The sequence below is a fragment of the Streptomyces sp. NPDC059499 genome, from assembly GCF_042749285.1.
In the GTDB taxonomy this organism is placed as follows: Bacteria; Actinomycetota; Actinomycetes; order Streptomycetales; family Streptomycetaceae; genus Streptomyces.
Window position 1 is genome coordinate 498,937 of sequence record NZ_JBHYTT010000004.1, and the last position, 23,972, is coordinate 522,908.

Genomic DNA, 23,972 nt, shown 5'->3' on the forward strand with positions numbered 1-23,972 from the left:
CGGGCGGCCCGGCAGGGCGCGCGAGGCCGAAGTTGAGGCATTTGAAGCGAACCGGTTCCCCCTGGGACGAAACAGGAGCATATGGGGTGCAACAGCTGCTTCGCAGCCTCTTGCGCCCCATAGTCAACCTTGATTTCTTCAGCCTCATTAGTCACTCGCCATGAATCGGCGCAAAGACTGGCATAAGCGCGCTAAACACCCTCTCAGAGGGCGTTTCATCCCGAATTGCTGAGTCTGGCGTGGTTCATGCGCCGCGCCATGTTGGAGTGGATTCCGCAGTGAGTCTGCGGGTCATGGGGTTGATCATCGCGAGGTGGATCATGGCTTCGGAGCGGTGCGAGTGGGCTTCGTAGTCGGTGGCCGGCCGGCGGTGGTGCATGAGCCGGCCCACCGTTCTCTCGACGGTCCAGCGACGGGGTAGGACAGCAAACCCCCTGGTGGTGGGGTCGCGGCGGACGATGTGCATGTCGATACCGAGGGTGGGCGGCATGCTCGACGAGGTGCTGGCGGTAGCCACCGTCGACCCAAGTCTTGCGGACGGTGGGATGGTCGGCGGTGACGCGTTCGATCAGGGTCCGGCCGGCGATCGAGTCCTGCACACTCGCAGCGGTGACCAGCACGGTCAGGAGCAGGCCTACGGTGTCGATAACGATGCTCCGCTTGCGGCCCACGATCTTCTTACCGGCGTCGATACCCTGCGAGGCGCGGTCGGTTCCTCCTCCCGGCCTTCCTGCCTGCGGACTTGGCGGCGGAGGAGAGTGTTGAGCTGGTCGAATACTCCTTCCGCCTGCCAGCGGGCGAAGTAGGCGTAGACGGTGTTCCAGTGCGGATAGTCGTGAGGGAGGTACCGCCAGGGGATCCCGGTCCGGTTCACGTAGAGGACCGCGTCCAGCAGGCTCCGCAGGTCGTGATTTGGCGGCCGGCCGATGTCCAGGCCGCGGCGCTCGGACCGCCACGCGGGCAGGACCGGCTCGACCAACTCCCACCGGGCATCGGACAGATCACTCGGGTAACGGCGACGTTCGGGCACGATCACGGGCCACCCACGCACAGTCGGCCGTGCTCAGGCGTACGCCCGGCGCCTGAAGCGCGCGGCGCGCAACCCCGCGCCTTGGGATGAAACAGGACCGCCTGGGGCTGCTGAAGCCAGCGTGGTGCGTGGTGAGGAAGTAGCGATTCTCGGGGCGTGTTGGCCGGGAGGAGTGGGTCGTGTTCGCGTTACGGACGTCAGCTCCGTGCCCCGGCCCGCATGGATGGTGAGAACGCCATGCCGAGGAGATCGACAACGTCGGAAATGTAAGCCAGTCCCGTGACGAGCAGATCGTGGCCGAGCTGCGTGATGTGGTGGAACAGCAGACCCGCGGACAGTTCACGGTCGGGGACCGCGCCCTGGAGATCGAGCCGATGAGGGAGTCGGGTGGCCATAACGCATTGGATCCGGAGTGGTCGGTGACTGCGGCGCTCACGCGGCTGGCCGAGGACATTTGCCTGAAGTTCAGCACGGTGAAGTCGGCGAGGTGGACGTCCTCTCGCTGGCCTGCCGACCAGCGCCAGCCGCGATCACCTGTCAGGCCGAATCCGCCGGGAGACAGGTAAAGGCCCCCGGGCGGTCGCGACCGTGATCGACTCCCAGAGCGTCCGGGCCGCCGAAACCGTCGGCAGGGGCTCACGCGGCTACGACGCGGGCAAAAAGATCAGCGGCCGCAAACGGCACATGGTGGTCGACACCCGCGGCCTGCCCCTGCTGGTCATGGTCACCCCGGCCTCGCTCACAGACCGCGATGCCGCCAAGGAACTCCTCTTCCGCCTCCGCTTCATGCACCCTGAGATCACCATCCTCTGGGCAGACTCCGCCGACGCCGGAAAGCTCGTGACCTGGGCTGCGATCACGCTCATGACCAGGCGTCCAACTCGTCGCCCCCGGTGACGGCCGCCGGCCGTCCCAAGAGGCAATGAGCCCTTACCCGGCACGCCGGTTGACGGCATGCATATCGGACAACCCTCAGACGGAGCCGCACAGCCCCACCTCAGTCCATGTCGGGCAGATGATCCGACTCCAGAACTTGCATGGCATGCGATGCGTTGAACGGCAGAATCGTGACCGCAACGTGCGGCAGTTGCTCCAGCGACTTCGCCATCTTCTCGCCGGTGCCCCGGTGGAGGAGTTTGCCGAGGGCGTTGGCGTACATCCGCCGGGGCACGAGCACCGTCAAGGACGTGTTCCCGTCCTGTGTGGTCCGGACGGCCAGTTCCCGCATCGCGTGACGCAGTCGGCGGTCGGGGCAGGCCACCAGTTCCAGCTCGATCGAGGTCGCGGATGTGGATGCCCAGAGGGCGGACAGTCGGCGTGCGTGTGCCTCGTCGATGGCGAAGTGCACTGCCCGGACGGTGTCAGGCCGCAGCTCGTGGGCATACCGCAAGGCTTTCAGCGCGGCCAGGTCCAACGTCTCGACAAGGACGAAAACCTGATGGCGGCGCGTACGCGGCCGGTCCGCGCCCGCGGGCAGCCGTTCCAGGGCAGCGGCCTCGCGCCGGTACTCGCGATTGATGCGGATCAGTACCCAGACCCCGAGCGGGAAGACCACGACGACCAGCCAAGCGCCTTCGGTGAATTTCGTGACGGCGAAGATCAGCACGACGGCGGCGGAGACGACCGCCGCGAGTGCGTTGGCCGTGATCTTCACCCGGCGCAGTGGCTCGCCCCTGCACAGGTGGTAGGCGGTGAGGCCGGCCCCGGCCATGGTGAAGGCGGTGAACACGCCGATCGCGTAGAGGGCCACGAGCTTGTCCACGTTGGCGCCCGTGACGAGCAGCAGGGCCAGCGAGAGGGCGGAGAGGGTGACGATGCCGTTGGAGAAGGCCAGTCGGTGTCCGCGCCGGGTGAGCACCCGCGGCAGGAACCGGTCCTGTGCGACAAAGCTGGCCAGGAACGGGAACCCGGTGAAGGGGGTGTTTGCACCGGTGTAGAGGATGAGTGCCGTCGCGAGCTGGACGAAGACCAGTCCGATCGTGCCTACCGTTCCGTTTCCGAAGGCGAGCCTTGCCTCCTGCGCGATGACAGTCGGGGTCCCGTCCGTGTACGGGACGGCGTGGGTGAAATGCGCGAGCGTGGAAACGCCCAGGACCAGGAACGCGAGCAAGCAACTCATGGTGATGAGGGTGTGCCGGGCGTTTCGCCCCTGCGGTTCACGGAAGGCGGAGATGCCGTTCGAGATCGCTTCGAGCCCGGTGAGGGACGAGCCGCCGTTGGCGAAGGAACGCAGCACAATGAACAGCGACGCACCGTAGAGCCAGCCATCGCCGGGAGTCCCCAGAGGCACGACCCCAGGAGCATTCAGGTCAGCATGCGGCAGCCCGCCCGTCAGTGCCCGCACCGCCGCGACGAGGAAGACCAGGCTCATTGCGGCGATGAAGAGATACGCGGGCAACGCGAACATCCGGCCCGCCTCGCGGACTCCCCGCAGGTTCCCGTACGCGAGCATCACGATCACCACTACGGAGACCGGCAACTGGAGATGGTCCAGCCCCGTCCAGCCGTTGCCGGCCAGATGGGCAAGTGAGATCAGCGCGTTCGTGCCGGCCGATACCTGGACGGCAACGGTGACGATGTAGTCGACCAGCAGGGCCACGGCAGCAACCTGAGCGACGTTTGGCCCGAAATTTTCCCGAGCCACCACATAGGAGCCACCGGCTCGGGTGTAGATCGTGACGACATCGCTGTAGCAGAGCGTCAGAAGCAGCAACACCAACAGGATCGCACCGGTAACCGGCATGACCATCGTGAACGCGGCTGCTCCCACCACCGGCACGAGAACCCGAAGCATTTCCTCGGAGCCGTACGCCGACGAACTGATGCAGTCGGACGCGAGCACACCGAGCGCCGTCCGGTTCCCCAGTTTCTCCTCACTGACACGTTCGGTGGTGAGCGGCTTGCCAAGAAGCCGGCGCTTGACGCGGTACATCGGCCGATCAAGGGTCATGCGACCATCAGAACGGGCAGCTACTCCAGGACCGTGGAAACACCACCGGCAGGCACTCACACATACTCGCAAAGCCCCCTTCTCCCCGATACTGCGCTTCGGGGCACACCTCAGCGCAGAACCCCGGGGCAGCTTCCCAATCATGATGAGAAACAAGTTCATACCGATCATGGAGGCTGCCGATCGAACGGGAGTCTCGATCGGGTGATCGCGGGCACTGCCCGGCATAAGAGCAGGGCTTGGCGGCATACCGGGAAAATCCACGGGAGCGGACGGCCACGCGCGCTGCTACGGTCGGGCGCTATGAGCTGGCTCCCCGAGGACTTCGTCCATCCCGTCCTGGTACCGCTGCCGGGCAGCGGTCATCACCTGCGGCCGATCCGGGAGGCGGACACCCCGCTCGACTATCCGGCTGTGATGGGTTCGCGCGAGCGGCTGTGGTCCATCTTCGGCCCAGCCTGGGGCTGGCCCGCGGCCACCATGACCTACGAGGCCGACCAGGCCGACCTGTTGCGGCACGAGAAGGAGATCGCCGCACACCAGTCTTTCAACTACGCGCTGTTCGACGCGACGGAGACAGCTCTGCTCGGCTGCGTCTACATCGACCCGCCGGAGAGGGCCGGCGCGGACGGCGAGATCTCCTGGTGGGTGGTGGACGAGCTGGTGGACAGCAAGGTCGAGCAGGCCCTCGACGAGCTGGTGCCGCGGTGGATCGCCGCCGACTGGCCGTTCGAGCAGCCGCGCTTCCTCGGCCGAGAGATCTCCTGGTCGGACTGGCTCGCCCTGCCGGAACACCCCGACGCGTAAGTAGCTTTTGTCGTAATGGAGCATCAGGAGGCCCTGGTGTCGCAGTCCAGCGTGCCGATGGCCGTGCAGTCCACCGCGGGTACTCGGGAGTGTGACTGTCTGGCTCACCGGTTCGGAAACGCTGCCGACAAGACGACTCGGGATGCGGTTGCCTGTGCCGTTCTGCTGTTCTGCCGTTGGTGGTTGGCGGACCGGTCGGGCGTGTCAGGGTGTCGTCATGTTGATCGCGATGGCGGGGCTGCCCGGTGCGGGGAAGAGTTCGGTTGCTGAGGCGTTGGGGCGCGAGCTGACTGCTCCGGTTGTGTCTGTGGACCCGATCGAGGCGGCGCTGTGGCGTGCGGGCGCCGCCGATTGGAGAACCGGAACCGGGGGATTGCGGGCTTCGTTGAGCCGACGTGGGAGGTGGTGGAACGTCTGCGGGAGGAGTTCGCCTCGTGGGCCGGCCACCGGTTGGTGCTGGATACGACGACCGACCTGTCGCCGAACGTTGCGACGGCCCTTGGGTTCCTCTCCGCGGCAGCTTGATCCTCAAGCGAGGCAGGATCAGTAGTCAGGTAGAGCAGGGGTGGCACCTCGCTGATCTTCGGTGACGTGCGGGCCCAGGGCGGCAGGATCGCCGAGGAGAACCGCTTGCGCTCCCGGCCGCCTCGTCGACGCGCTTGTCACGCCCCCCCCGGGGCTTTGACCTCGATCGCCCCGGCCGCGGTGGTGACCCTTCTGGGCTGGCGGTAGCCGTTGCGCACGACCGCACGCCGTCCGAGCTCATCCCGCTGATCAGCCAACTCGGCTATGTGGGCGTTGACTTCGGCTTCCAGGGCGGCGGCTGGCAAGCGTCGGCGCCGTGGCGGGAGGCAGCCCCGCCAAGGGATGAGGACGGCGATCGGTGAGTGTGGGGCCCATCTTGGGGCCCGAGGGCGGTGCTGACTGGCGCGAGCCGCTTTGAGTAGGCCGCGTACCCTTGGCTCAGTGCCCCGTCATCCGAATAAGCCCCGCAAGCTGGTCGCCGACGGGCGCGTATACCTTTGGTCGCTCCGCCACAGTCACCGAGCGCTGGACAGCGGCCGGTCCGCGGACTGCCGCGAGACCCTCACGCTGCACCCTCAGCCGCCCGGCAACGGCGGCCCGCTGCGCATTGTCTTCGCCCAGCACCCGGGCCGGTACGTTCCAGGTGGGTTTCCCCTGGGCTCAGGGGACGTGGGATTCGTCGGGGGCGGCTCCCTGAACCTGCACGAACCAGGTGCCGTCCGGGCCCTGCTCGACGCGGCGTTGGCGCGCGGGTGGCAGCCTGGGGAGCACGGGGTGGTGGAGGTCGACGGATGGCCGCTGCTGGAAGCGGCCGTCGCCGCCGGCTCCCGTGCTGGTGATTCTGCGTAGCGTGATTCCAGGTCAGCACTTCTCGTCGAGGTAGTACTGGAGCACGTCGACTGCCTTCCATTCCGATGTGTCAGCCATGTCCTGGCTCGCAGTCTCGGCGCCCTCGGTGGTGACCCGGTCGCAGACGACCTCCCGTTGGTCGACGGTGGTCTGCTCCCACGCCTTGTCCCACACGATCTTGTTCTCGGACTGCTTGAGAGGGTCGTTCTCGTGGCCCCCGAGAACGGACTCGGCGAGGTCCCTGTACCGGCCGTCCGGAAGGTGAGCGCACTCGGGTTCGGCGGAGGCGTCACTGACCGCCTCGGTGGCGTAGTTGCGCTCCAGGAGTTCCCGGCAATCCGCTGCGTAGTACTCGGGAGTCCGGGCCTTCGTCATGACCGGTGGCCGGGCGCCCGAGGTACACGAGTGCTGGCTGGGTGAGGTCGAAGGACTCAGGGGCCCGCTCGGCCGGCGCCAAAGACGATCTCGCCCAGGTCGACGTCGGCAGGTCATGGACCATCCCTGTTCCTTCGTCGGCGAGTGCGCTGAACTCGGCTCACCGCCATCAGGGCACGGTCCTCGTCCCCGAAACCGGCGCCTGTGCCTGTCCGATGCCCGACGGGGAGGCCTGCCAGTCGCAGGTCTTGATGGTCACCCACGGCTCTTCGCCTTACGCGTCGATGCCGATCACCGCTGACGTTTCCGGGCTGTTGCGCGGCCTGATCGTTGCCACCGGGCCGCAATGCCGAGAACCCCGCTGCCGACGGAGGGTGGCAAGGCCCAATGGGCAGCCGCGCCGGCTCACCTCCACTAGCGTGGAGAGCACCCGGGGCGATTGCGCCGAACTGATGGTCATTGCTTCCGATCTCCAGGCGTGAACGGACCGGTCGCGGGGGCCACACACTTGTCGATGACGGTCATCTGGCCGGCTGCCGAGCCCTCCAGGCAGAGCCGCCCGCCCTTCTCGCGCAGGTCGAGGAAGAACCGCGTGGACGCACCGGACTGCTTGAGGTCGTGGATGCGCTCGTCGCCATAACCGAGGTCGTTCAGGATCGTCCTGACCTCGGTGGGGGTGGGGTCCACCACATTCCAGAGTGCCTGGGCGATGCGCTCCTCGTGAAGGTTGCTCGCGCACCAGTCGCGAGCGTTCAACTCCACTTCCGGCCCCGACGCAGGGGCGATCGGCTCGATCGCATCGCTCGGCACCTCGGCACCCGGCGGCAGTTCCTCCGCCGGACCCCTGGGCGGCCCCTCCGGCGGGGCGCTCGGGGGACACGACTGCTCGATGATGTCCCGGATCTGAGTGAGGGACGGACGGGCCTGGACTCCGACGGCTTCCGCGCGCTTGGTCCGCTCTGCGCCGACAGTCGGCTTCACGGTGCCTTCGGTGCCGCACGCACCAAGCGCGAGCACAGAGAGGCCTGTTACGGCGAGTGTGAGGCGCAGGCGGCGCGGGGAGCGGGCGAACGTGCTGGTTGAGGCAGGGATTCGTGTCATGCGCACAGCTTCTGATCAAGCCAACCTCCTGCGCGTGAGTACACATACTCACGTAGGCAGGGGTACTCACTCAAACTTCGATGAGACGTGACCGACCTTCAGTGAGACAGAACAGGTCCAGCGGGTCGCGCTGCCAGGTTCTGTCCTGTCCCTTGACAGCGAAGATAGTCGGGCGCAGGTTGCTGACCTGCGACGACTAAGTTGAGTGTCCGACTGGCCCTCGGTCAGTCGATGCCTTCGACGATGCGGAAGTCGCGCTCGACGCCGTCGGAGAGGGCGACAAGCGCCTCCTGGTAGGCCGCACTCTCGTGCGCTGCGACGGCCTGCTCGAAGCTGTCGAACTCGATCAGGACGGTGCGCTCGGCGATTCCGGCGTCATGCGCCACGACCCGACCGCCACGGGCGAAGGTTCGACCGCCCCCGGCCTTGACGGCCGGAGCGGCCAGCTTGTTGTAAGCAGCCAGCTTCTCAGGGTCTGAAATGGTGCGGTAGACGCTGACCCAGTAGCCCTTGGGCATGGAACCTCCAGTGTTGGGATGAGTGCATCTGACTTACGGGTTGGTCTCGGACGAGCGCCGGCGGGCGAGAGCGAGGCTTGTCAGCGTCGTGATCGCCATGGCGCCGATGCCGACCAGCGCCGCGGTGGTGTAGGCGCTGTCGTCGGGGAAGAGGTGGCCGGGGCCGGTGCCCGCGGCGAGGATCAGGCCGCCGATGGCGCTGCCCAGGGAGTACCCGACGCTGCGGACGACGTAGTTGAAGCTCATGGCGCTCGACGTCTCGCTCTTGGGGGTGACGGCCAGGATGACGCCTGGCATCGCGGCCGAGAAGCCGCCGACGCCGAAGCCGAGCACGCCCATCGCCGCGAACAGTTCGGCCAGGTCCGACCGGGCCGCCGCGAACAGGGCGAATCCGCCGCCGACCACGACGGCGCTGCCGGCCAGGAGCAGGGGGTCGGCGATACGCGTCCGGACCCGAGGCGTGAGCTTGCCGGCGACGAACCCCAGCACCGAGAACGGGATGAGGACCAGCCCGGCGACGAAGGTCGTCAGCCCGAAGCCGTAGCCGGCGCCGTGCGGCGTCTGCGCGTACCGGGTGATGAGCGTGAGCAGGAGGTACATGCCGATCCCGCCGACGAACATGGCGAGGTTCGCCCCGGCGACCGCCGGGTGCCGCACCGCCCGCACATCGACCAGGGGCGTCGTGCTGCGCAGCTCGATGACGGCCCAGACGCAGAGCAGCACCACCGCGACGAAGGCGAGGCCCGCCGCCACGGCGAGGTGCCGGCTCCACAGATTCCGTTCGCCGGCGAGGAACAGCACCAGGAGCAGCGCAGCGGCCAGGACGACGGCGCCTGCCACGTCCAAATGGGCGGAGCGGCCTTCGGGGGCTTCGGGCATGGAGCGCCACGCGGTCAGGAGGGCGGCGGCGGTGACGACCAGGCCGAGGCCGTATGCGGCCCGTACCCCGCCGAGCTCGGCGAGCAGTGCGGCCAGCGGGTAGCCGACGCCGGCCCCGATGATCGAGACCACCGAGATCAGGGCGATCACGGCCGCGCTGCGCTCCTCGGGGAGGTGGTCCCGGGCCACGCCCATCATCAGCGCCGTCAGCCCGAGCCCGACGCCTTGGGCCGCCCTGCCGGCCAGCAGCCACGCGAACGGCAGCGGCAGCACGGTGAGTGCGCTGCCGGCGACGACGACCGCCAGCGTGGCGAGGATCGTGGCCCGCCGGTGCGGACCGGCTCCGAGCCGGCCGAGGACCGGCGTGGCGACGGCGCCGCTGAGCAGCGCGACGGTCAGCGTCCACTGCGCGCTGCCGAGCGAGACGTGGAACGTGGTCGCCACGCTGGTGATGAGCGGTGCCCCGAGGCTGGCGACTGCCGCCACGACCAGGGCGATGAACATCAGGGAGGGGACCAGCATCCGCGCCTCGGAGCGCTCCCGGGTAGTGCTCACCGGTTGGTCGCGGTCGTGATGGGGAGGAAGTCGGCGAAGCGAGGCGCGCCGGGCTCGTGCGGCATGCGCGTGGCGCGCGCGGCGAAGCTGACGGCGTGGTACCACCCGCACAGCAGAAGCAGATCGAGCAGCTGGAGCTCGTCGAAGACCGACACGAGCAGTGCCCACAGCGCGTCATCGATGTCGGAACGCTCGTGCAGCGCGTCGACGGCGAGGATGAGCAGCCGTTCCCGCTCGGACGTCCAGCACTCGTCAGCGGGGCCGCCGTGCACCAGGGACGCCGCCTGCTCGCGGGTGAGCCCGACCCGTTCGGCGAACAGCATCATGTGCACGCCCCACTCGTACTCGCAGCCGCACAGCACGCATGTCCGGTCGACGGCGATCTCGCCTTCCCTCATGGTCAGGGTCAGCTGTCGGCCCAGCTCATAGCGCCCCCATCCGTGCATGGCACTGGCCATCGGAACGTTTCTGGCGAACATCCGGAACAGCCCGATCGGCGGCACGTCCCCGGGCATCATGCGCGCGAGCAGCGCGCTGGCCTCGTCAGGGTACGGCGGTTCCAGCAGGGCTATTCGCGACATCGGCGCTCCCGTTGAGGTTGTTTCTAAATTAGAAACACGGCACGGATGCTAGTGTTTCGAAAAACGAAACGCAAGGAGGGTCATGCCGACACCGCGCCCAGGAACACCGGTTCGTGGATCGACTACCGGCCGTCCGATCATGGCCGCGATGGACCTCTTCGGCCGTCGGTGGGCGCTGCGGATTCTCTGGGAGCTGCGTGCGGGTCCGCTCGGCGCCCGCACGCTGATGGCACGGTGCGAAGGACTGTCATCCAGCGTCCTCTACCAGCGGCTTCGCGAACTCACGACAAACGGGATCATCGCCCCCTCAGCCGACGGCTACGAGCTCACTCGCCTTGGGGCAGCACTCAGTCACGCCCTGGAACCGCTCAACGAATGGGCGATCACCTGGGCGCAGGCGCAAGAGCAGAACGATCAGAATTCTGCGGAGGGATGAAGGTGGAGCCGGCGGTGGACGAGGGAAGCGGACGCCGGTCCGGCACAAGGATCACGGCACTGCGATGAGTAGGCACGGTCTGCCCGTCACGATCGTCCGCGCGTGTCTGCGCGACGGCCAAGGCGGTAGTCCCACCGCGGTGCTGGACGAGGCGCCGTTGAGTGACGATGAGCGCCGTCGTGTGCCGGTTCAGATGGGAACGTCGCACGACGTTTTCGTGCCGGTGCACGACAGCCGACGAGGCGGTCCGGTCGTATCCCTCCGCTTCTTCACCGCCGAGGGAGATCTGCCCGCATGCGGTCATGGGACGGTTGCCGCTCTGGCCTTCCTGGCCGAGCGCGCCGGGGGCCAGGAATATCGAGCCACCACCCATGCGACAGGGCGCGTCTTCCCTGGTTGGTCCGTACGGGAGAACACACAGGTCAATGCCGCCTTCGGTTCCGGTCCCGTAGACCTCCGCAGGCCCACAGCGACCGAGTGCGACCTTGTCCTGCCCGCGCTCGGTGTCACCTCGGGCGTACTCGCTCCCGGTACCCGCGTCGCCTCAGTGGGGCGGTCGCGGTTGCTGGTTACCCCTACTACGCGGTCCGCTCTCACCACCCTCAGCCCGGACTTCGAACGGCTCCGTGCCGCCTGCGACCGTCTCGGTTTCCTGGGCTGCTACGTCTACGCGGTGCCGACGCCCACCGGCCGCGTTGCGGCCCGTATGTTCGCCCCGTCGATCGGCGTCGCGGAAGACATCGCCAACGCCAACAGAACCACCTGCCTCGCTGCACACCTGGCCGGCCAGGGCATCAGCGGCATCGCAGTCGAGAGGGTGACTCCCTCGGCAGTCCCTCCACGATCACCGCCACCGCACAGCACGACGCGTGGGGGCTGCTGGTCCACTTGGGCGGCGCCGCGGAAGTCACACGCAGCATCCGCATGCCATAACCGGTCTGTAGCTCATCAGCGGCCGGCACGTCAGGCGATCGTCACCCGCCCTGTCCTCCCGCAGCAACGAGCGACGAAAGCGGCTCCTGCCACCAAGTCCCCTGCTCCGCAGCCCTCTTCGTCGCCCGCCGCTTCCACAGCTCGTCTCCGTGCCCGGCCGCCGACCTGAACGTGAGCCTGTCGCACGCCTGCCAACGTCGTCGGCGTGCCGATCGGCTCGTTCGTCGGTCAGTACACCGGCCGGCGCGGCCCGTTCTGGGCACTGGCACTCCTCTCCGCCCTCACCCGTCCGACTAGATCCACTCTCAGAAAGGCCGAAACGACTGGGTTCGCTGTCAAACGCCTCGATTGGATGACAAGGGACATGTCCTCGTGGCACGCGCTGACGGGAGGAGGCCGGTAGGGATCCGCACCCTGACGCAACCGTCCAGCGAAGTCCGCCGACTGGATACCTCCCCACAAGGCTGGTTGCCCCGCCTTTAGGATCGAGCGGCCATGGATACACGACAGTGGGAGAGCATGATGGCTGGTCAGGTCGGTGCTGTGAGCCGGAACGAGGTGTACTCGTTCAGCAAGCCCAATCGTGATTCCATCACGCTGCTCACGGGGCTCGGAGTAGAAGGAGACGTTCACGCAGGTGAGACGATCCGTCACCAGTTCCGCATGACCTACGAGCCGGACCTGCCCAACGTGCGCCAGGTCCATCTGATGCATGAGGAACTCTTCGGCGAACTCGCGCGCAAGGGCTTCGAAGTCTCGGCAGGCCAGCTCGGTGAGAACATCACTACACGCGAAGTGGACCTGTTGGGCCTGCCCACCGGTGCTCTGCTCCATCTCGGAGAGGGGGCGGTGCTCGAAGTGACGGGGCTGCGCAATCCGTGCGCGAAGATCAACGATTTCCGTAGTGGGCTGCTCGGTGAGGTTTTCACCATGGACTCCGTGTCCGGCGAGTTCACATTCAAGTGTGGCGTCATGGCCGTTGTCCGCCGTGGAGGGATCGTCCGACCCGGTGATCCCATCCAGGTCGAAACCCCGCCCCCTCCCCACCGCTCGCTGGAACGGGTCTAGAGTCTGTGTCCTTGCTGGAGAGACTGCCCAGCTGACCGGGTCCGGTGCCCCGAAGGGGCCGCTCGGCTACGGTCACTGGAAGGTGACGCGATTTCTGGCCATCTGTGGTCGTTCTTGTCTCCGCGGAGCGACGTCCGTTGGATGAGGGGCGAATCCGTGCTCTTGAGCCCGGTGGCGAATCCTGTGACGGGCAACGACATGCTGCAGAGGCACGGATACTCGTACCCCACGACCTCACAGCCGAGATCCTGACTGACCACGAGCGTGACGAGCTTCAACAGGTGACGACCCGGATCGACGGACCATAGGCGGCGGCGTACGTTTCGTGCCCGTCCGTGCACGCGGCCCGGGACCGCCTCCGCGGCGTTCTCCCTGGTGTCGACGGTCTCGTCAGTACCAACCGCTATTTGCAGGACCTCGTCGGCGGTTGGGACAGTCCCGGCCTCGACGACATCGGGCTCTGGACATCCAGTCCCCATGTGAGTCCCCGGGTCTCGATCAGGGCGGCGCGAGGCGCGGCCCTTTGCCGGGCGATGTGGCGATACGGGGCGTCGGTAGGGATCCGGAGGAGTGGAGTGCCGACGCACATCTCGTCGGACGCGGCCGTGGCGCTGGCTGGATTGGCCAGCATGCACCTGTACGCCGGTGATTGCCCGCGTGCGCCGACATTGATGTCAGACAGCGAAATCGCCACACCAGCGAGTTTGGCCCCCATCATCAGCGGCGAGGCCAAAACTCAACGACTTCACCAGCCTTCTGGTGCTACGAGACGTTTGCGGTGCGGGTCGCGCTGGTGACCTTGCAGTCCCTGCTGTCGTTCTCCTTGCCGGAGCCGACATAGGCGGCTTCCACATCCATGGTGTAGTTGTTGAAGGCGGCGACCGATACATCGTCGATCGTCTTGACGACCGGTGCCGCACTTGAGCCGTCGCCCTCGAATTGCACCGTGATGTCGTAAGTCTGATCCGTCGTAGCCGAGTTGGTGATGTATAGGTGCCCCTGCAGTTTGGCGCCCGCCGAGTCGATGGAGCAGTACTTGAATTCGACATCCGTCATGGCGTCGACGGGGCCGGTTGCGGACCCGCCGGTGGGGCTTTCCGTGGTGTCTTCGCCGCCGGAGACAGAACTGCCGCTCGTGTCGTCGTCGTCGTAATAGTGGCCGCCGCCGCTGGAACTGCTGGAACTCGAGCTGTGATCGTTGTCGCAGCCGCTACCGCGCGAGCCCCGCGCGCCGGTTAGCGTGATCAGGACGATGCCGAAAACAGCGATCGCACGGACATGGCGTGTCTTCACGATTCAACCCCCGCTTGCACGTGTGGATATGGCGCAAGCGTACGGATGCGCCTGCCACGTCTGCTGACCGGGTGACCTCGAGTGGGTGCCGACGCGATGCGGGCAACTTCATCCCTGCCCGCTCGAACTCCCCGACACGATCGTCATCACCTCTGAAACCACCAGGCACTGCTTCCCGGATCAGGTGCGGAGCCGGCCAGTGAGGGCTGCGAGTGTGACGGTGCCGAGGTAGACGAAGGCGCGCTTCTCGCAGCGGGTTGCGGGGGCGCGGACGTTGTTGAGGCGGTTGATGGTGCGATCGCGACGGTATTGCATTTCTTGTCATGCTTGCTGTCGAAACCGGTGGGCCGCGGCTCGGGAACCTCGGTTCCTTCACGACCGACGTGTGTCGGTGGGACAGTCGATAATGCTGGGCATGGCAGATCGCAGTCCGGTGCTCCGGATCGTTACCTCGGCGGCGCGGGAGAGCTTGAAGCCGCTCGGCCTCGCCCAGCGCGGACGGTCGCGGCTGTGGATCGATGATCACGGGTGGTGGCTCGGGGTTGTGGAGTTCACCCCGCCGCGGATTGCCGGCAGTGGTCTGCACGTCGGTGCGATGTGGCTGTGGCACGACGTGCACGATCTGGCCTTCCACGTGGACGCAGTCCGGGTCGGATCCGAGCTGTTTCGCACCGAGGACCAGTTCACGCGGCTGGCGCTCGAACTCAGTCGGCAGGCGGCTGCGAACGTGACCGCGCTGAGGGAGAGGTTCCCGGATCTGCCGGATGTCGCCCGATACCTGATGTCCAGGCCGGTGCGGCGGGGATTTCTCTGGGACAGCTTCGACTCCGGGATCGCAGCCGCCCTGGTTGGTGATCCGGCCACGGCCCGCGACGACTTCGAACGGATCCTTCGAGCAGACGCACTGGTCCCGTGGGAGGTCGATGCCCAGGAGAAGGCGCGTGAGCTTCACGCGATCGCGGCAGATCGCCCCGCCGTGACAGCTTGGGTCACGCGGGCCGTCGACTCATGCCGGAGCAAGCTGGGCCTGGATCCCGTGCCGTTTGCGATCAGCTGAGCGGACCCGCACGGCGCGTGACAGAGCTGCAGTCAGGTCTACGAGTGTGACTGCGGGGGAGGCCATCACTGGAGTGCGGACGTGAAGGGCACCGGTTCCCGCGCCTTCCCTCCGACTGCAGCGGTGCGGCGTGGTCGCTGCGGCTCAGGCCCATCCGGAGGCCCGACCGGTCGTCCTGCGACCGCCGGCCGAGCCGATGCCCGCGCAGAGCCGGTAGGCCCATACCCGTGCGGCATCCCCACTCCCGGCCGACTGTCCGGGGCTGGCAGTCGCCGAGGTCAATTCGACGGCTACCGTGCCCTCCTCTTCGCCGCGGGCGTAGGAGAGTGCCATGTGCTGCTCCAGGCGCGGCGCACTGATCCAGTATCAGTTGGCCGATCTCGTGGTGACGGTGACACCGAGGGGCGCCGACTCCCGGCCTGTTCGAGATATTGACGTGCCAGCGACAATCGTGGCTTGATGGGTGGGAGCGCTCCCATGAGTGTGTGCCGCACTCCCACTTCCGCCCCCACTTCAGGAAGGCCCCCCGTGCGCAGTAGACGCCACCCCCTCCTCGCCACTTTCCTGGCCGCTCTGATCGTCTTCGCCGCCGGTTTCGGCCTGGCCGGGGCCCCATCCGCCGCCGCCACCGCCGCGACCCCGGTACGGATCATGCCGCTCGGCGACTCCATCACCGGCTCCCCGGGCTGCTGGCGCTCCCTCCTCTGGAACCAGTTACAGAACGCCGGTTACACCGACATCGACTTCGTCGGCACACTGAACGCCCAGAGCTGCGCCCTCACGCACGACGCCGACAACGAAGGCCACGGCGGTTTTCTGGCCACAGCCACCGCCGACCAGAACCTGCTGCCCGGATGGCTGGCGGCGACAGCGCCGGACATCGTCGTCATGCACTTCGGCACCAATGACGTCTGGAGCAGCATCGCGCCGGACACCATCCTTGCCGCGTACACCAAGTTGGTCGGCCAAATGCGGGCCAGCAACCCGGCAATGAAGGTACTGGTCGCCCAGCTCATCCCGATCAATCCGAGCAGCTGCGCCGAGTGCGCCGCTCGTACGGTCGCCTTCAACCAGCGCATTCCGGCCTGGGCCCACGGCATCACCACCGTGCAGTCGCCGGTGACCGTCGTCGACCAATGGACGGGCTTCGACACGGCGACCGACACCTACGACGGCGTCCATCCCAATGCCTCCGGCGACGCCAAGATGGCGGCCCGTTGGTACCCGGCGCTTTCGGCGCTGCTTACCCCGGGGGGCTCGGGGGACCCAGGGGGCCCGGGGAATGGTGGCTGCTCGGCGGCCTTCCGGGTGGTGTCAGCGTGGCAGGGCGGCTATCAGGGTGAGGTGACGGTGACCAACGCCTCGTCCACGGCGGCGATCTCTTCGTGGGCCGTTGACCTCGCACTCCCGGCGGGCAGCGGGCTCACCCAGGTCTGGAATGGAGCACTGATCGGGACGACGGTGCGCGACGCCGGGTGGAACGGCGCGCTTAAGGCGGGGGCCAGTACCACCTTCGGCTTCCTCGCGAGTACGTCGGCTGCGGCAGGTGCGCCGTCGCTAACCGCCACGTGTTCGGCGTCCGAATGAGGTCATCCACGCCGCAGTGGCCGAGCCCCGCGGTCCGGGCCGGTCTGGATCCCTGTGGTCGCGCCAGCACGTGAACCTACCCGGCCCCGGTGTCCTAGCCCAGGCACCAGCCGCAAGGTAGCCGGGTAATCACGTGCTCACCGCCATGGCGGCCTGCTCGTCGTGTTCACGGAGCATGCGCATGACAGTGGGTGCATGACAGTGGCGGCGAGGGGTGCTGGCCCTTCTTTGCGCCGGTGGTGATGATGAGTCGCTTGGCGATGTCGCGCAAGCTCATCTCCTGGTCGCGCAGGTGAGGGGCCATGGACAGCATGGACTCGTCGGTCACGTCCGCGCCGCCGATGGTCTTGCCGCGCTTGGGCGGACTCGTGACCTTCGAGTGTGCGGTCACGGATGTACTTGCGCTCCTTCACGGCGGCCTCCAGCTCGGGGTGCCGGGTGGCGCGGGTGCAGATCTTCTCCGAGAAGACCCGAGTGACCCCGGCCTCGGCAAGGGAATCGAGCTGCGTGTGAAGGGACTGCCAGGCGGTCGAGGCGTAGGCGTACCCGAGGCGGACGTGCCCGACCGGTTGGGCGCTGGCGCTCACCGGCCGGGGCAGCTCCGCCCACACCGCCCCAGGCTTGTGTACGGCGGGAGTCGGCACGCTCAGGGCCTCGGCGAGTTGGCGCGAAGGCGCAAGCGACGGCCCGGGTAAGCGCCGGGTGGCGTCGGCATCGCGGGCGCGTAGTTCGCCGGGGAAATGGCTCCACTCGCGGTTGTGGAACTCGTCGAGGTCAAGGTGCCGCTGGGCGAGGAATGCGGTGTACATCCAAGAGGTTTTAGAGCGCGTCCTACGCAACGTCAGGTCGTGTCATCAGCGGCGACCGCACGTGCAGTTCCAGGCTGGGGCCGGTCAGGGGCAGGGTGCTCCAGGTCGCCGTCGCGGTTCCCGCATCGGCGTCGACGGCCAGCCGAACGCGGTGCGGGGTGGTGATGACGTATAGATCGGCGACGTAGGTGCTGCCCTGCCAGGCGCCGGCCGCGACGATCGGCCGGCCGAGCGGGGCGCTCTCCCGCCAGTCGCCGTGGCCGACCTCGATATTGAAGAGCGACTCGAATCGTACGATCCATCCGCCGTCGGTGGGATCGACGATGACCGTCGTTCCGTCGGGCAGGGCCGACCCCTCGGCCGAGGCGTCGAGTTTCGCGCTGACCGCACGCCCCGGGGCGGCCGAACCCAGCACCGGCTGCAGCGACAGTCGCTGCAGCCGATCAGCGAGGATCGCGTCGTCCTGGGTGCTTCCCGCGTGACCCACGCCGGGCAGTAGGCACTCCCAAACTGCGTCGAGCACGTCCTGGGACTCTCCTTGGGCGGTCACGGCGACGACGAGATCGTGGGACGGGACCACCACGCACTGCTGCGCGTAGGAGCCATGGCCGTGGTAGCCGTGACGCGACATCCAGAACTGGTAGCCGTAGCCGTAAGAGAAGTCCGCCTGGTCCGATCCGTCCAGGATCCACTCGCTGTCGATGTGCTGACTGGTCGCCAGCTCCACCCAACCGCGTGGGACGAGTTGTTGGTCGCCCCACATGCCTCCGCGCCGCAGCAGTTCGCCGAAGGCGGCGACGCCCTCGGTCGTCAAGTGCAGTCCGTGGAATCCAAAGGCGGCGCCACTGGCCACCCGGTCCCACTCTGCGTGGTCGATGCCCATCGGCGTAAACAGGCGCACGTTGAGGAACTCCGGAAGACCGCGGCCCGTGACCCGTTCCACCATCCGGGCCAGGATGTAGGTGGTCGAGTTGTCGTAGACGTGCCGCGTTCCCTCGGCCGCGGCGAACGGCAGGCTCAGGAAGCCCTTCACCAAGTCGTCGGGTTCCCGCTCCCACGCCTCGGCGAGGCTGTCGGTGGGGTGCCCGGATGTCATGGACAGCAGGTGGTGAACGGTGATGCGGCGACCCTGCTCCGAGACGTCGGCCGGGACGCGGTCGGGCAGCACATCCACCACGCGGTCGTCCAGCGAGAGCAGCCCGTCGCCGATCGCGAGCCCCACGGCGATCGACGTGAACGACTTGGTCAGCGAGTAGAGAAGGTGCGGGCGGTCGGCCGAGTACGGCGCCCACCAGCCTTCGGCCACGACGTGACCGCGGTGCACGACCATAATGGAGTGGCTCTCGCCTGATCGCGCTTCGAGCCTGTCCAGCATCGCGGAGATCGAACGGGACGATATCCCCGAGGCGGCAGGCGCCGAACGGGGAAGCAGGGTGCGCTGAGACAGCATTCCGGCTTTCTAGCATATCCACACACGGATCCGGGTTCGACTGCGAGCGGGACGTCGAGCCGAACTTCGGACGCGCCGCCGAGCGACAGCACATCTCCCCGTGACGGAACGGCTCCGTCATCACGAAGCAGGATCACTGATGACCTCGATATTACGAGGATCAAGGTAGGACCGGACCGTCAACGGCGGTGTCCGCTGGGGTGCGGGGATGGGGCACTGCGAGCCCCAGGTCGAGGCGCTTGTCCATGTCCAGGCGGAAGGTCCCGTACGGGTCGACGTTCGACCAGAACAACGCGGTCAGGCCGCGCCGGTCTTCGTCGCTCAGCCTCTTCGTCCACGCGGGTTCGGCCGGGATCTGTTGCACCAGCGGGGTGTTGACGTGATCGAGCGCGGACTGCAGCAGGTGCAGGGCGAGCATCGAGGTCTCGGCGTGTTCCTTGTCCGGGCCGGTCAGGGCGCCGTCCTTGCCGTAGTGGAGGACTGCGTTCGCGCTGTTCCAGTTCTCGACGACCTGGAGTCCGCCGTGGATCTCGCGGCGCAGACCGAGGCCGGCGAGGTAATCGCATGCGAAGACCGTACGAACTGCGCGCCCCAGTTTTCGAGCGCGGCGTAGGTGGGGTGCTTGGGGCCGCCTCGGGTGGTGCGCCGCAGGACCTGCTCCGCCTCGGAGGCGCCGAGCCGGCGTGCGGTGGCGTACTTGACCATCTGGTCGTACTGCTGCTCGATCAGCTCCCAGCGGATCGGCCGCGTCAGCGAGGCGCCGAGCGCAGGCGCGCGGGCCAGCGGGGTGGGGTGTCGTTCGGCGGTACAGACGGATGTTGCTGATGTTCTTCAACCGTGGGAGCAGACGGAAGTTGAGCAATTCTGTGAAGGCGAACCCGACGACGCTTGCGCCGTGCGTGTCGACGTAGTTGGACTCGATCTCGGCGTCCGTGCGATGCCGCAGCAGGCCCTCAATCATCGCCGCTACCTCGGACGAGGAACACGACTTGAGCTGGGAGTAGATGCAGACGTTCTTCCGCTCTGCGTGCCAGTAGATCATCACGCCGTTGCCGCATAACGGGCGTGATACTCGGTCAAGAAGTTCGAGGACCAGGACCCGAACTTCTTCGAGTCCGATGCGCACGCCGTGCCTCGACCCCACCACGTGGTTTCGCGGGCGGCGAGGGTGGCGTTCACCAGCTTCGTCACAGCGGCACGGAGGTTGTCGACCGTGATGAAGCGGCGGCAAACGTGCCGCAGCGCGGCCTCGGTCTCCCCGTGCTCGCCGGTGGCCACGATCGCGCGGATGCCCATGTTCGTGCCCAGGGCGAAGAGCGCCAACAGGAGGCGGCGCTGGAGGACGTCACGTTCGATGCGCTCGTACGCGGCCACCGAGGAGAATTCCTCGGTGGACCCGGTGAGGAAGTCGGCGCTCTAGCACCTGCCGGAAGTACGAGACATGTACCTCTCGACGGCCAGGTCGGACGGCCGTCAGCTCAGGTCTGGTCCCGGTTGCGGCGCACGATGAGGAGCGTGCCCGCACCCGCGACCACCGCCGCGGCAGCCGCGCCCGTGATCGTCCACGGTGAGGAGCCGGTCTCTGCCAGGTTGCCGCCGTTCGTCGTCGTCCCGTCGTGGCCGGTCGACGGCGGCCCGCCGGCCGAGCCGTCGGTCGAACTGCCCGAGCCATCGGTCGAGCTGCCCGTCGAGCCGGTCGACCCCCCACCCGTGATGTCCAGAGTGATGTCGGCCTTGTCGTTGGTCTTGTTGGGGTCGAACGGCCGCGCCTCGGCGCTCAGTGCCACCGAGCCCTTGGCGTCCGCGACCCGTTCGTCGATCTTCAGCTTGAAGGTGTAGGTCTCTCGGCCGCCCTCATTGACCGATCGCTGACTGGTGCCGCATGCGTACGCCTCACCCTTGGCCTCGCAGAATCCGTGGGACTTGATGACCGATGTTCCTGCTGGAGGCGTGATCATGACCGTGACGAGCCGGTCCCCCTCCCTGGTCAGAACCCAGGCGGGCCCGGCGTTGGTGAACTTCACCGTCATCGTCACCGTGTCACCTACGCTCCCCTTCAACGCGGCACCCGTCACTTGGTAGTCGGCCGTGTTGATGGAGGTGACGGGCACATCGACGAATCGCGCGGCCCCCTCGCTCCCGGCCTGGCCCTCGATCAGTTTCACCGCCGGTGCGGTTCCCGCCACCGGCGGAGTGCCGTTCTCGTCCGCCCCGGGATCGACGTCCCCGACACGCACGCGCAGTTCGTCGTTGAGCGCGCGGTCCAGTGCCCTCACACGGAGAGGTTTCTCTGGCGTGTAGACGACGCCAGGCTCCACCGCCTGGTCGAACGCGCACACCGCGATCCACTTCTCGGGCATCTCGTCGTAGGACGGGACCTGCTGTGCTCGGCAGTTGGAGGGAACCTCCGCGAAGTCGAGTCCCCGGGTGACGGAGTAGGAGACCCATACCTTCTCGGCGGCCTCGGCGCCCTTGTTCGCCACGCTGACCGGCACATCGAAGCTGCTTCCCGGTTTCACCTCGTCGATCGGCTCGATGCCTCCAATGACCAATCCGGGTGCGGTTTCATCGCCGAAGGCGGCGGGAGCCGCGGCCAGCGCGATCAGGCCGGCAGCGCCGAGGGCGGCGACAGCGGCATGGGAGGCGCGACGGTGGTGCGGGAATACCGGTATGGAGAGAACCTCTGCTGGGACGCGGGCAAACGGACGGTGTCTTCCGGGAGAACGGCCCTTCGAACCGTAGACTCGTGCCGATCTCGAACGGTTGCACGTCCCGTAGGACTTGGTTCCGGCCTGAATGATGTTGCCGCTGAGATTCGTTCGAGGTGGTTGCCACGCTGTTCACCGCCGTGGCCCGCACCGTCTCGGTCGATGATGCGATGCGAAGCACGCTGTACGCCTGGCCCAAGCCGACCCGGAACGGCGACCGCGCTCGTGCCGCACGTGGCCGTCCGCCGTCAGGAGGTGCCCTGCGTGGAGGGAGCGGAGGTAACACCTTTCCCGAAGGCGCGCATGGCGAGGGCACCGGCAAGAGGGCCGGGAGCCAGGAGGAGGAAGGCATATCGCCAGCCGACTGCTTCGGCCAAGAGTGGGGTGAGCTGGATGCTGATGACGGTGAGGGCGAACCCGATCGCGGTCTGGCCGGTCAGGGCTGTCCCGATGTATCGCTGGTCGGCGACCTCGCTCAGGGCTGTCGAGAACACCCCTGAATCCGCGATCACGGAGGCGCCCCACAGCGTGCAGAAGGCGAACAGGAGGATCGGCGGAGCGTGGAAGAAGAACGGGGAGACCAGGCAGCACAAGCCGCTGACAAGGAGCGCCGTAAGGGCGGCGGGAGCGCGGCCGAACCGGTCTGCGCCCCACCCGCCGAGCAGACAGCCGACTGCTCCGCCGATCCCCATGGTGAGGAAGACCGTGATCTCTGCCGAGACCGGGAGATCCTTCCTGGTACCGGTCGCCAACAGGAAAGACGGGATCCAGGTCCACAGGGCGTAGAGCTCCCACATGTGCCCGAAGTAGCCGAGATTGGCCAGCCGCGGTCCGCGTTCGGCGAACATGCTCAGTGCGTAACGGGGGTTGCGGGCGGGTGAGCCCGGCGCTGCGTAGGGGCCGGGCCGGAGGAAGAGCAGTGCGATGGCGGAGCCCCCAAGTCCGGCTGCTGCCGCGGTGAGCAGGACACCGCGCCAGGGCAGGGATCCCAGCCCGGCGATGAGATGGGGAAGTGTGGAGCCAAGCGTCAAGGCTGCGATGAGAACGCCCATGGTCCTGCCCCGCCCGGCGCTGCCGGCCCATGAGGCCATGAGCTTCATGCCGGTGGGGTATACCCCGGCCAGGAACACCCCGGTCATCAATCGCAGGGGAACGGCGAAGGCCAGCCGTTCGGCGAACAGGGCCAGCATGAGGGTGCATCCGGCGGCGGCCGCGGCACTGGCCGCGAGCAGGCACTGGGGCCGGAGGCGGTCGGCCAGGTTCAGGGCGGTAGAGGCCACGGCTCCGGCGACGAAACCGACCTGCACGGACGCCGTCAGCCATACCGCGCCGCCGGCCGTGAGCCCCCAATCGTTCCGTAGGCTCGGCACCACCGCTGACATGGAGAACCACACAGCGAGGCCGAGAACTTGCACGAGGGCGATCGCACCGCGCTGCACCCCAACGTTCACAGAAACCCACCTCTGACCAGCCCTTGTCTCCCTCGGCCCTGCACGCTGTGGCCGAATGCAGACCCTACGGCTTCAAGAAGCCGAGTCCATGTCCTCGGTAGTTTCAGCCGGGCTCATGGTTCTGGTGCCGGGCCGACAGGAGCATCCTCTCCGGCATGAGCCGCGAGCTGAGCAGATTCTGGGACTGGGAAGAAGTCAACAGGCTTCTTGATCTTGCGCAGGCGAAGATCAACTCGTTCCTCATCGAGCAGCGGCTCGCAACTCGTGGTTCGTGCTTGTGTTCTGGGTGGGAGGTGTTCAGGGCTGTGTGCGGTCGGCCTCGGACACTGGTGTGCGGGCGGCGGATTGCGGGCGTTATTGCTGGTTGGCTGTTCAGGGGGAGACGTGGGTTGTTCCCAGGATGGCTGTGTGTTCCAGGACGTCTTCGAGGGGGTCGTCGATCTGTCCGGTCTGGATGAGGCTGACGTGTGGTGCGTTGTGGGAGCCGGTGTGTGTTTCGTCGGCGTGTACCACTCCTGTGGGCAGGGCTGCCGCGACGAGAACGGCACCGGACTCGAACAGCCACCGGGTCAGTGTCCGTGCCTGCTGTGTCTGCATCGTGTGTCCTCGTCCATTCCTTGACGGATTCGCCCACCTGTTCCTCCGTCTCAACCTGCGGTGAGATCAAAGGTCACGCAAGATCATCCTTGTGCCGTGCGGACGTCACGGTCCGGCACTGCATCGCAGCCCGGCACCGTGCCGCGTCGGCCCCGCGCGGGGTCCAGTGCCGTGTCGTGCGGCTTGGATCTGTGGTGTGTGGGCGAGTTTCGTTTCTGTCCCGGGCTGCTTGGTGTGGTTGGGGGTGTCTTCTCTGGGTGTTGGGCTTGGGTGGGTCGGTGTCCGAGCCGGGCGTGGGGGCTGTGGGTGGTTTGGGCATGGGCTTGGTACAACCTTCCGTGTGTGTTGTGGGTCACATCTTGTGTGAGCAAATCGCTCTCCGAGGTGTAAGGGGGAAATATGATGATGACGCG

General features: G+C 67.2%; 21 protein-coding genes and 5 pseudogenes. 8 read left to right on the forward strand and 18 right to left on the reverse strand.

Translation table 11 applies throughout. The annotated features are described in order from the left end of the window. Positions 1 to 244: 244 nt before the first annotated feature. Both ACFW9O_RS14025 and ACFW9O_RS14030 read right to left on the reverse strand, forming a co-directional pair. Positions 245 to 1,030, reverse strand: a pseudogene (locus ACFW9O_RS14025) (IS5 family transposase). Positions 1,031 to 1,227: 197 nt separating this feature from the next. After that, the gene (locus tag ACFW9O_RS14030) at positions 1,228 to 1,425 is read right to left on the reverse strand and encodes a hypothetical protein (protein WP_384608843.1); all 198 of its coding nucleotides are present in this window, start codon (positions 1,423 to 1,425) and stop codon (positions 1,228 to 1,230) included. Positions 1,426 to 1,555: 130 nt separating this feature from the next. On the opposite strand from ACFW9O_RS14030, the pseudogene ACFW9O_RS14035 reads away from it, so the two are divergent. Continuing rightward, positions 1,556 to 1,924 (forward strand): annotated as a pseudogene (locus ACFW9O_RS14035) (transposase); the annotation flags it as partial. Between the two features lie 103 nt (positions 1,925 to 2,027). Here ACFW9O_RS14035 and ACFW9O_RS14040 read toward each other — a convergent pair. Next, the gene (locus ACFW9O_RS14040; RefSeq protein ID WP_384608937.1) at positions 2,028 to 3,980 is read right to left on the reverse strand and encodes an APC family permease; all 1,953 of its coding nucleotides are present in this window, start codon (positions 3,978 to 3,980) and stop codon (positions 2,028 to 2,030) included. A gap of 303 nt (positions 3,981 to 4,283) precedes the next feature. Between ACFW9O_RS14040 and ACFW9O_RS14045 the strand changes: the two genes are divergently transcribed. Then, positions 4,284 to 4,787 carry an N-acetyltransferase gene (locus ACFW9O_RS14045; protein ID WP_384608846.1) on the forward strand — a complete coding sequence of 168 codons (504 nt, stop codon included), beginning with the start codon at positions 4,284 to 4,286 and terminating at the stop codon, positions 4,785 to 4,787. Positions 4,788 to 5,338: 551 nt separating this feature from the next. Here the strand turns inward: ACFW9O_RS14045 and ACFW9O_RS14050 are convergent. After that, positions 5,339 to 5,623 (reverse strand): annotated as a pseudogene (locus ACFW9O_RS14050) (IS256 family transposase); the annotation flags it as partial. A gap of 130 nt (positions 5,624 to 5,753) precedes the next feature. Between ACFW9O_RS14050 and ACFW9O_RS14055 the strand changes: the two are divergent. Beyond that, positions 5,754 to 6,161 (forward strand): hypothetical protein, encoded by a 408-nt coding sequence (locus ACFW9O_RS14055; protein WP_384608849.1) that lies wholly within the window; start codon positions 5,754 to 5,756, stop codon positions 6,159 to 6,161. Positions 6,162 to 6,173: 12 nt separating this feature from the next. Here ACFW9O_RS14055 and ACFW9O_RS14060 read toward each other — a convergent pair whose 3' ends face one another. The 5 genes from ACFW9O_RS14060 to ACFW9O_RS14080 all read right to left on the reverse strand — a co-directional run bounded on the left by ACFW9O_RS14060 (position 6,174) and on the right by ACFW9O_RS14080 (position 10,170). Then, positions 6,174 to 6,536: a hypothetical protein gene (locus tag ACFW9O_RS14060; protein ID WP_384608852.1), complete on the reverse strand. Its 363-nt coding sequence runs from the start codon at positions 6,534 to 6,536 to the stop codon at positions 6,174 to 6,176. 456 nt (positions 6,537 to 6,992) lie between these two features. Beyond that, positions 6,993 to 7,517 carry a hypothetical protein gene (locus ACFW9O_RS14065; RefSeq protein ID WP_384608854.1) on the reverse strand — a complete coding sequence of 175 codons (525 nt, stop codon included), beginning with the start codon at positions 7,515 to 7,517 and terminating at the stop codon, positions 6,993 to 6,995. A 344-nt stretch (positions 7,518 to 7,861) separates the two neighbouring features. Further along, positions 7,862 to 8,155 (reverse strand): DUF1330 domain-containing protein, encoded by a 294-nt coding sequence (locus ACFW9O_RS14070; protein ID WP_307179727.1) that lies wholly within the window; start codon positions 8,153 to 8,155, stop codon positions 7,862 to 7,864. A gap of 33 nt (positions 8,156 to 8,188) precedes the next feature. After that, positions 8,189 to 9,556 carry an MFS transporter gene (locus ACFW9O_RS14075; protein ID WP_384608940.1) on the reverse strand — a complete coding sequence of 456 codons (1,368 nt, stop codon included), beginning with the start codon at positions 9,554 to 9,556 and terminating at the stop codon, positions 8,189 to 8,191. 29 nt (positions 9,557 to 9,585) lie between these two features. Beyond that, positions 9,586 to 10,170, reverse strand: coding sequence for a carboxymuconolactone decarboxylase family protein (locus ACFW9O_RS14080; RefSeq protein WP_384608858.1), 585 nt, complete (start codon positions 10,168 to 10,170; stop codon positions 9,586 to 9,588). 139 nt (positions 10,171 to 10,309) lie between these two features. Between ACFW9O_RS14080 and ACFW9O_RS14085 the strand changes: the two genes are divergently transcribed. The 3 genes from ACFW9O_RS14085 to ACFW9O_RS14095 all read left to right on the forward strand — a co-directional run bounded on the left by ACFW9O_RS14085 (position 10,310) and on the right by ACFW9O_RS14095 (position 12,607). After that, a complete protein-coding gene (locus ACFW9O_RS14085; protein ID WP_384608942.1) occupies positions 10,310 to 10,606 on the forward strand; it encodes a winged helix-turn-helix transcriptional regulator in 297 nt (98 codons plus the stop codon). A gap of 64 nt (positions 10,607 to 10,670) precedes the next feature. Further along, positions 10,671 to 11,708, forward strand: a complete 1,038-nt coding sequence (locus tag ACFW9O_RS14090; protein WP_384608860.1) for a PhzF family phenazine biosynthesis protein — start codon at positions 10,671 to 10,673, stop codon at positions 11,706 to 11,708. A gap of 353 nt (positions 11,709 to 12,061) precedes the next feature. After that, complete coding sequence (locus ACFW9O_RS14095; protein WP_384608945.1) at positions 12,062 to 12,607, forward strand: MOSC domain-containing protein; 546 nt, start codon at positions 12,062 to 12,064, stop codon at positions 12,605 to 12,607. Positions 12,608 to 13,369: 762 nt separating this feature from the next. Here ACFW9O_RS14095 and ACFW9O_RS14100 read toward each other — a convergent pair. Together ACFW9O_RS14100 and ACFW9O_RS14105 are read right to left on the reverse strand one after the other, a co-directional pair. Further along, positions 13,370 to 13,900 (reverse strand): hypothetical protein, encoded by a 531-nt coding sequence (locus tag ACFW9O_RS14100; RefSeq protein WP_384608863.1) that lies wholly within the window; start codon positions 13,898 to 13,900, stop codon positions 13,370 to 13,372. A 180-nt stretch (positions 13,901 to 14,080) separates the two neighbouring features. After that, positions 14,081 to 14,215, reverse strand: a complete 135-nt coding sequence (locus ACFW9O_RS14105) for a hypothetical protein (protein ID WP_384608866.1) — start codon at positions 14,213 to 14,215, stop codon at positions 14,081 to 14,083. 100 nt (positions 14,216 to 14,315) lie between these two features. Here ACFW9O_RS14105 and ACFW9O_RS14110 point away from each other — a divergent pair, with 100 nt between their 5' ends. Both ACFW9O_RS14110 and ACFW9O_RS14115 read left to right on the forward strand, forming a co-directional pair. Then, a complete protein-coding gene (locus tag ACFW9O_RS14110) occupies positions 14,316 to 14,957 on the forward strand; it encodes a hypothetical protein (RefSeq protein ID WP_384608869.1) in 642 nt (213 codons plus the stop codon). Between the two features lie 528 nt (positions 14,958 to 15,485). Further along, positions 15,486 to 16,544, forward strand: coding sequence for a GDSL-type esterase/lipase family protein (locus tag ACFW9O_RS14115; protein ID WP_384608872.1), 1,059 nt, complete (start codon positions 15,486 to 15,488; stop codon positions 16,542 to 16,544). Between the two features lie 166 nt (positions 16,545 to 16,710). On the opposite strand, the gene ACFW9O_RS14120 is transcribed toward ACFW9O_RS14115, so the two are convergent. The 7 genes and pseudogenes from ACFW9O_RS14120 to ACFW9O_RS14150 form a co-directional block, all read right to left on the reverse strand. After that, positions 16,711 to 16,935 (reverse strand): hypothetical protein, encoded by a 225-nt coding sequence (locus tag ACFW9O_RS14120; protein ID WP_384608875.1) that lies wholly within the window; start codon positions 16,933 to 16,935, stop codon positions 16,711 to 16,713. A gap of 440 nt (positions 16,936 to 17,375) precedes the next feature. After that, positions 17,376 to 18,803, reverse strand: a complete 1,428-nt coding sequence (locus ACFW9O_RS14125) for a serine hydrolase domain-containing protein (protein WP_384608878.1) — start codon at positions 18,801 to 18,803, stop codon at positions 17,376 to 17,378. A 160-nt stretch (positions 18,804 to 18,963) separates the two neighbouring features. Beyond that, positions 18,964 to 19,586: pseudogene (locus ACFW9O_RS14130) on the reverse strand (Tn3 family transposase). A gap of 67 nt (positions 19,587 to 19,653) precedes the next feature. Further along, a pseudogene (locus ACFW9O_RS14135) lies at positions 19,654 to 20,177 on the reverse strand (Tn3 family transposase); the annotation flags it as partial. A gap of 104 nt (positions 20,178 to 20,281) precedes the next feature. Further along, the gene (locus ACFW9O_RS14140) at positions 20,282 to 21,355 is read right to left on the reverse strand and encodes an LAETG motif-containing sortase-dependent surface protein (protein ID WP_384608880.1); all 1,074 of its coding nucleotides are present in this window, start codon (positions 21,353 to 21,355) and stop codon (positions 20,282 to 20,284) included. 404 nt (positions 21,356 to 21,759) lie between these two features. Then, a complete protein-coding gene (locus ACFW9O_RS14145; RefSeq protein WP_384608883.1) occupies positions 21,760 to 22,962 on the reverse strand; it encodes an MFS transporter in 1,203 nt (400 codons plus the stop codon). A 372-nt stretch (positions 22,963 to 23,334) separates the two neighbouring features. Next, positions 23,335 to 23,559 carry a hypothetical protein gene (locus ACFW9O_RS14150; protein ID WP_384608886.1) on the reverse strand — a complete coding sequence of 75 codons (225 nt, stop codon included), beginning with the start codon at positions 23,557 to 23,559 and terminating at the stop codon, positions 23,335 to 23,337. Positions 23,560 to 23,972: the final 413 nt, after the last annotated feature.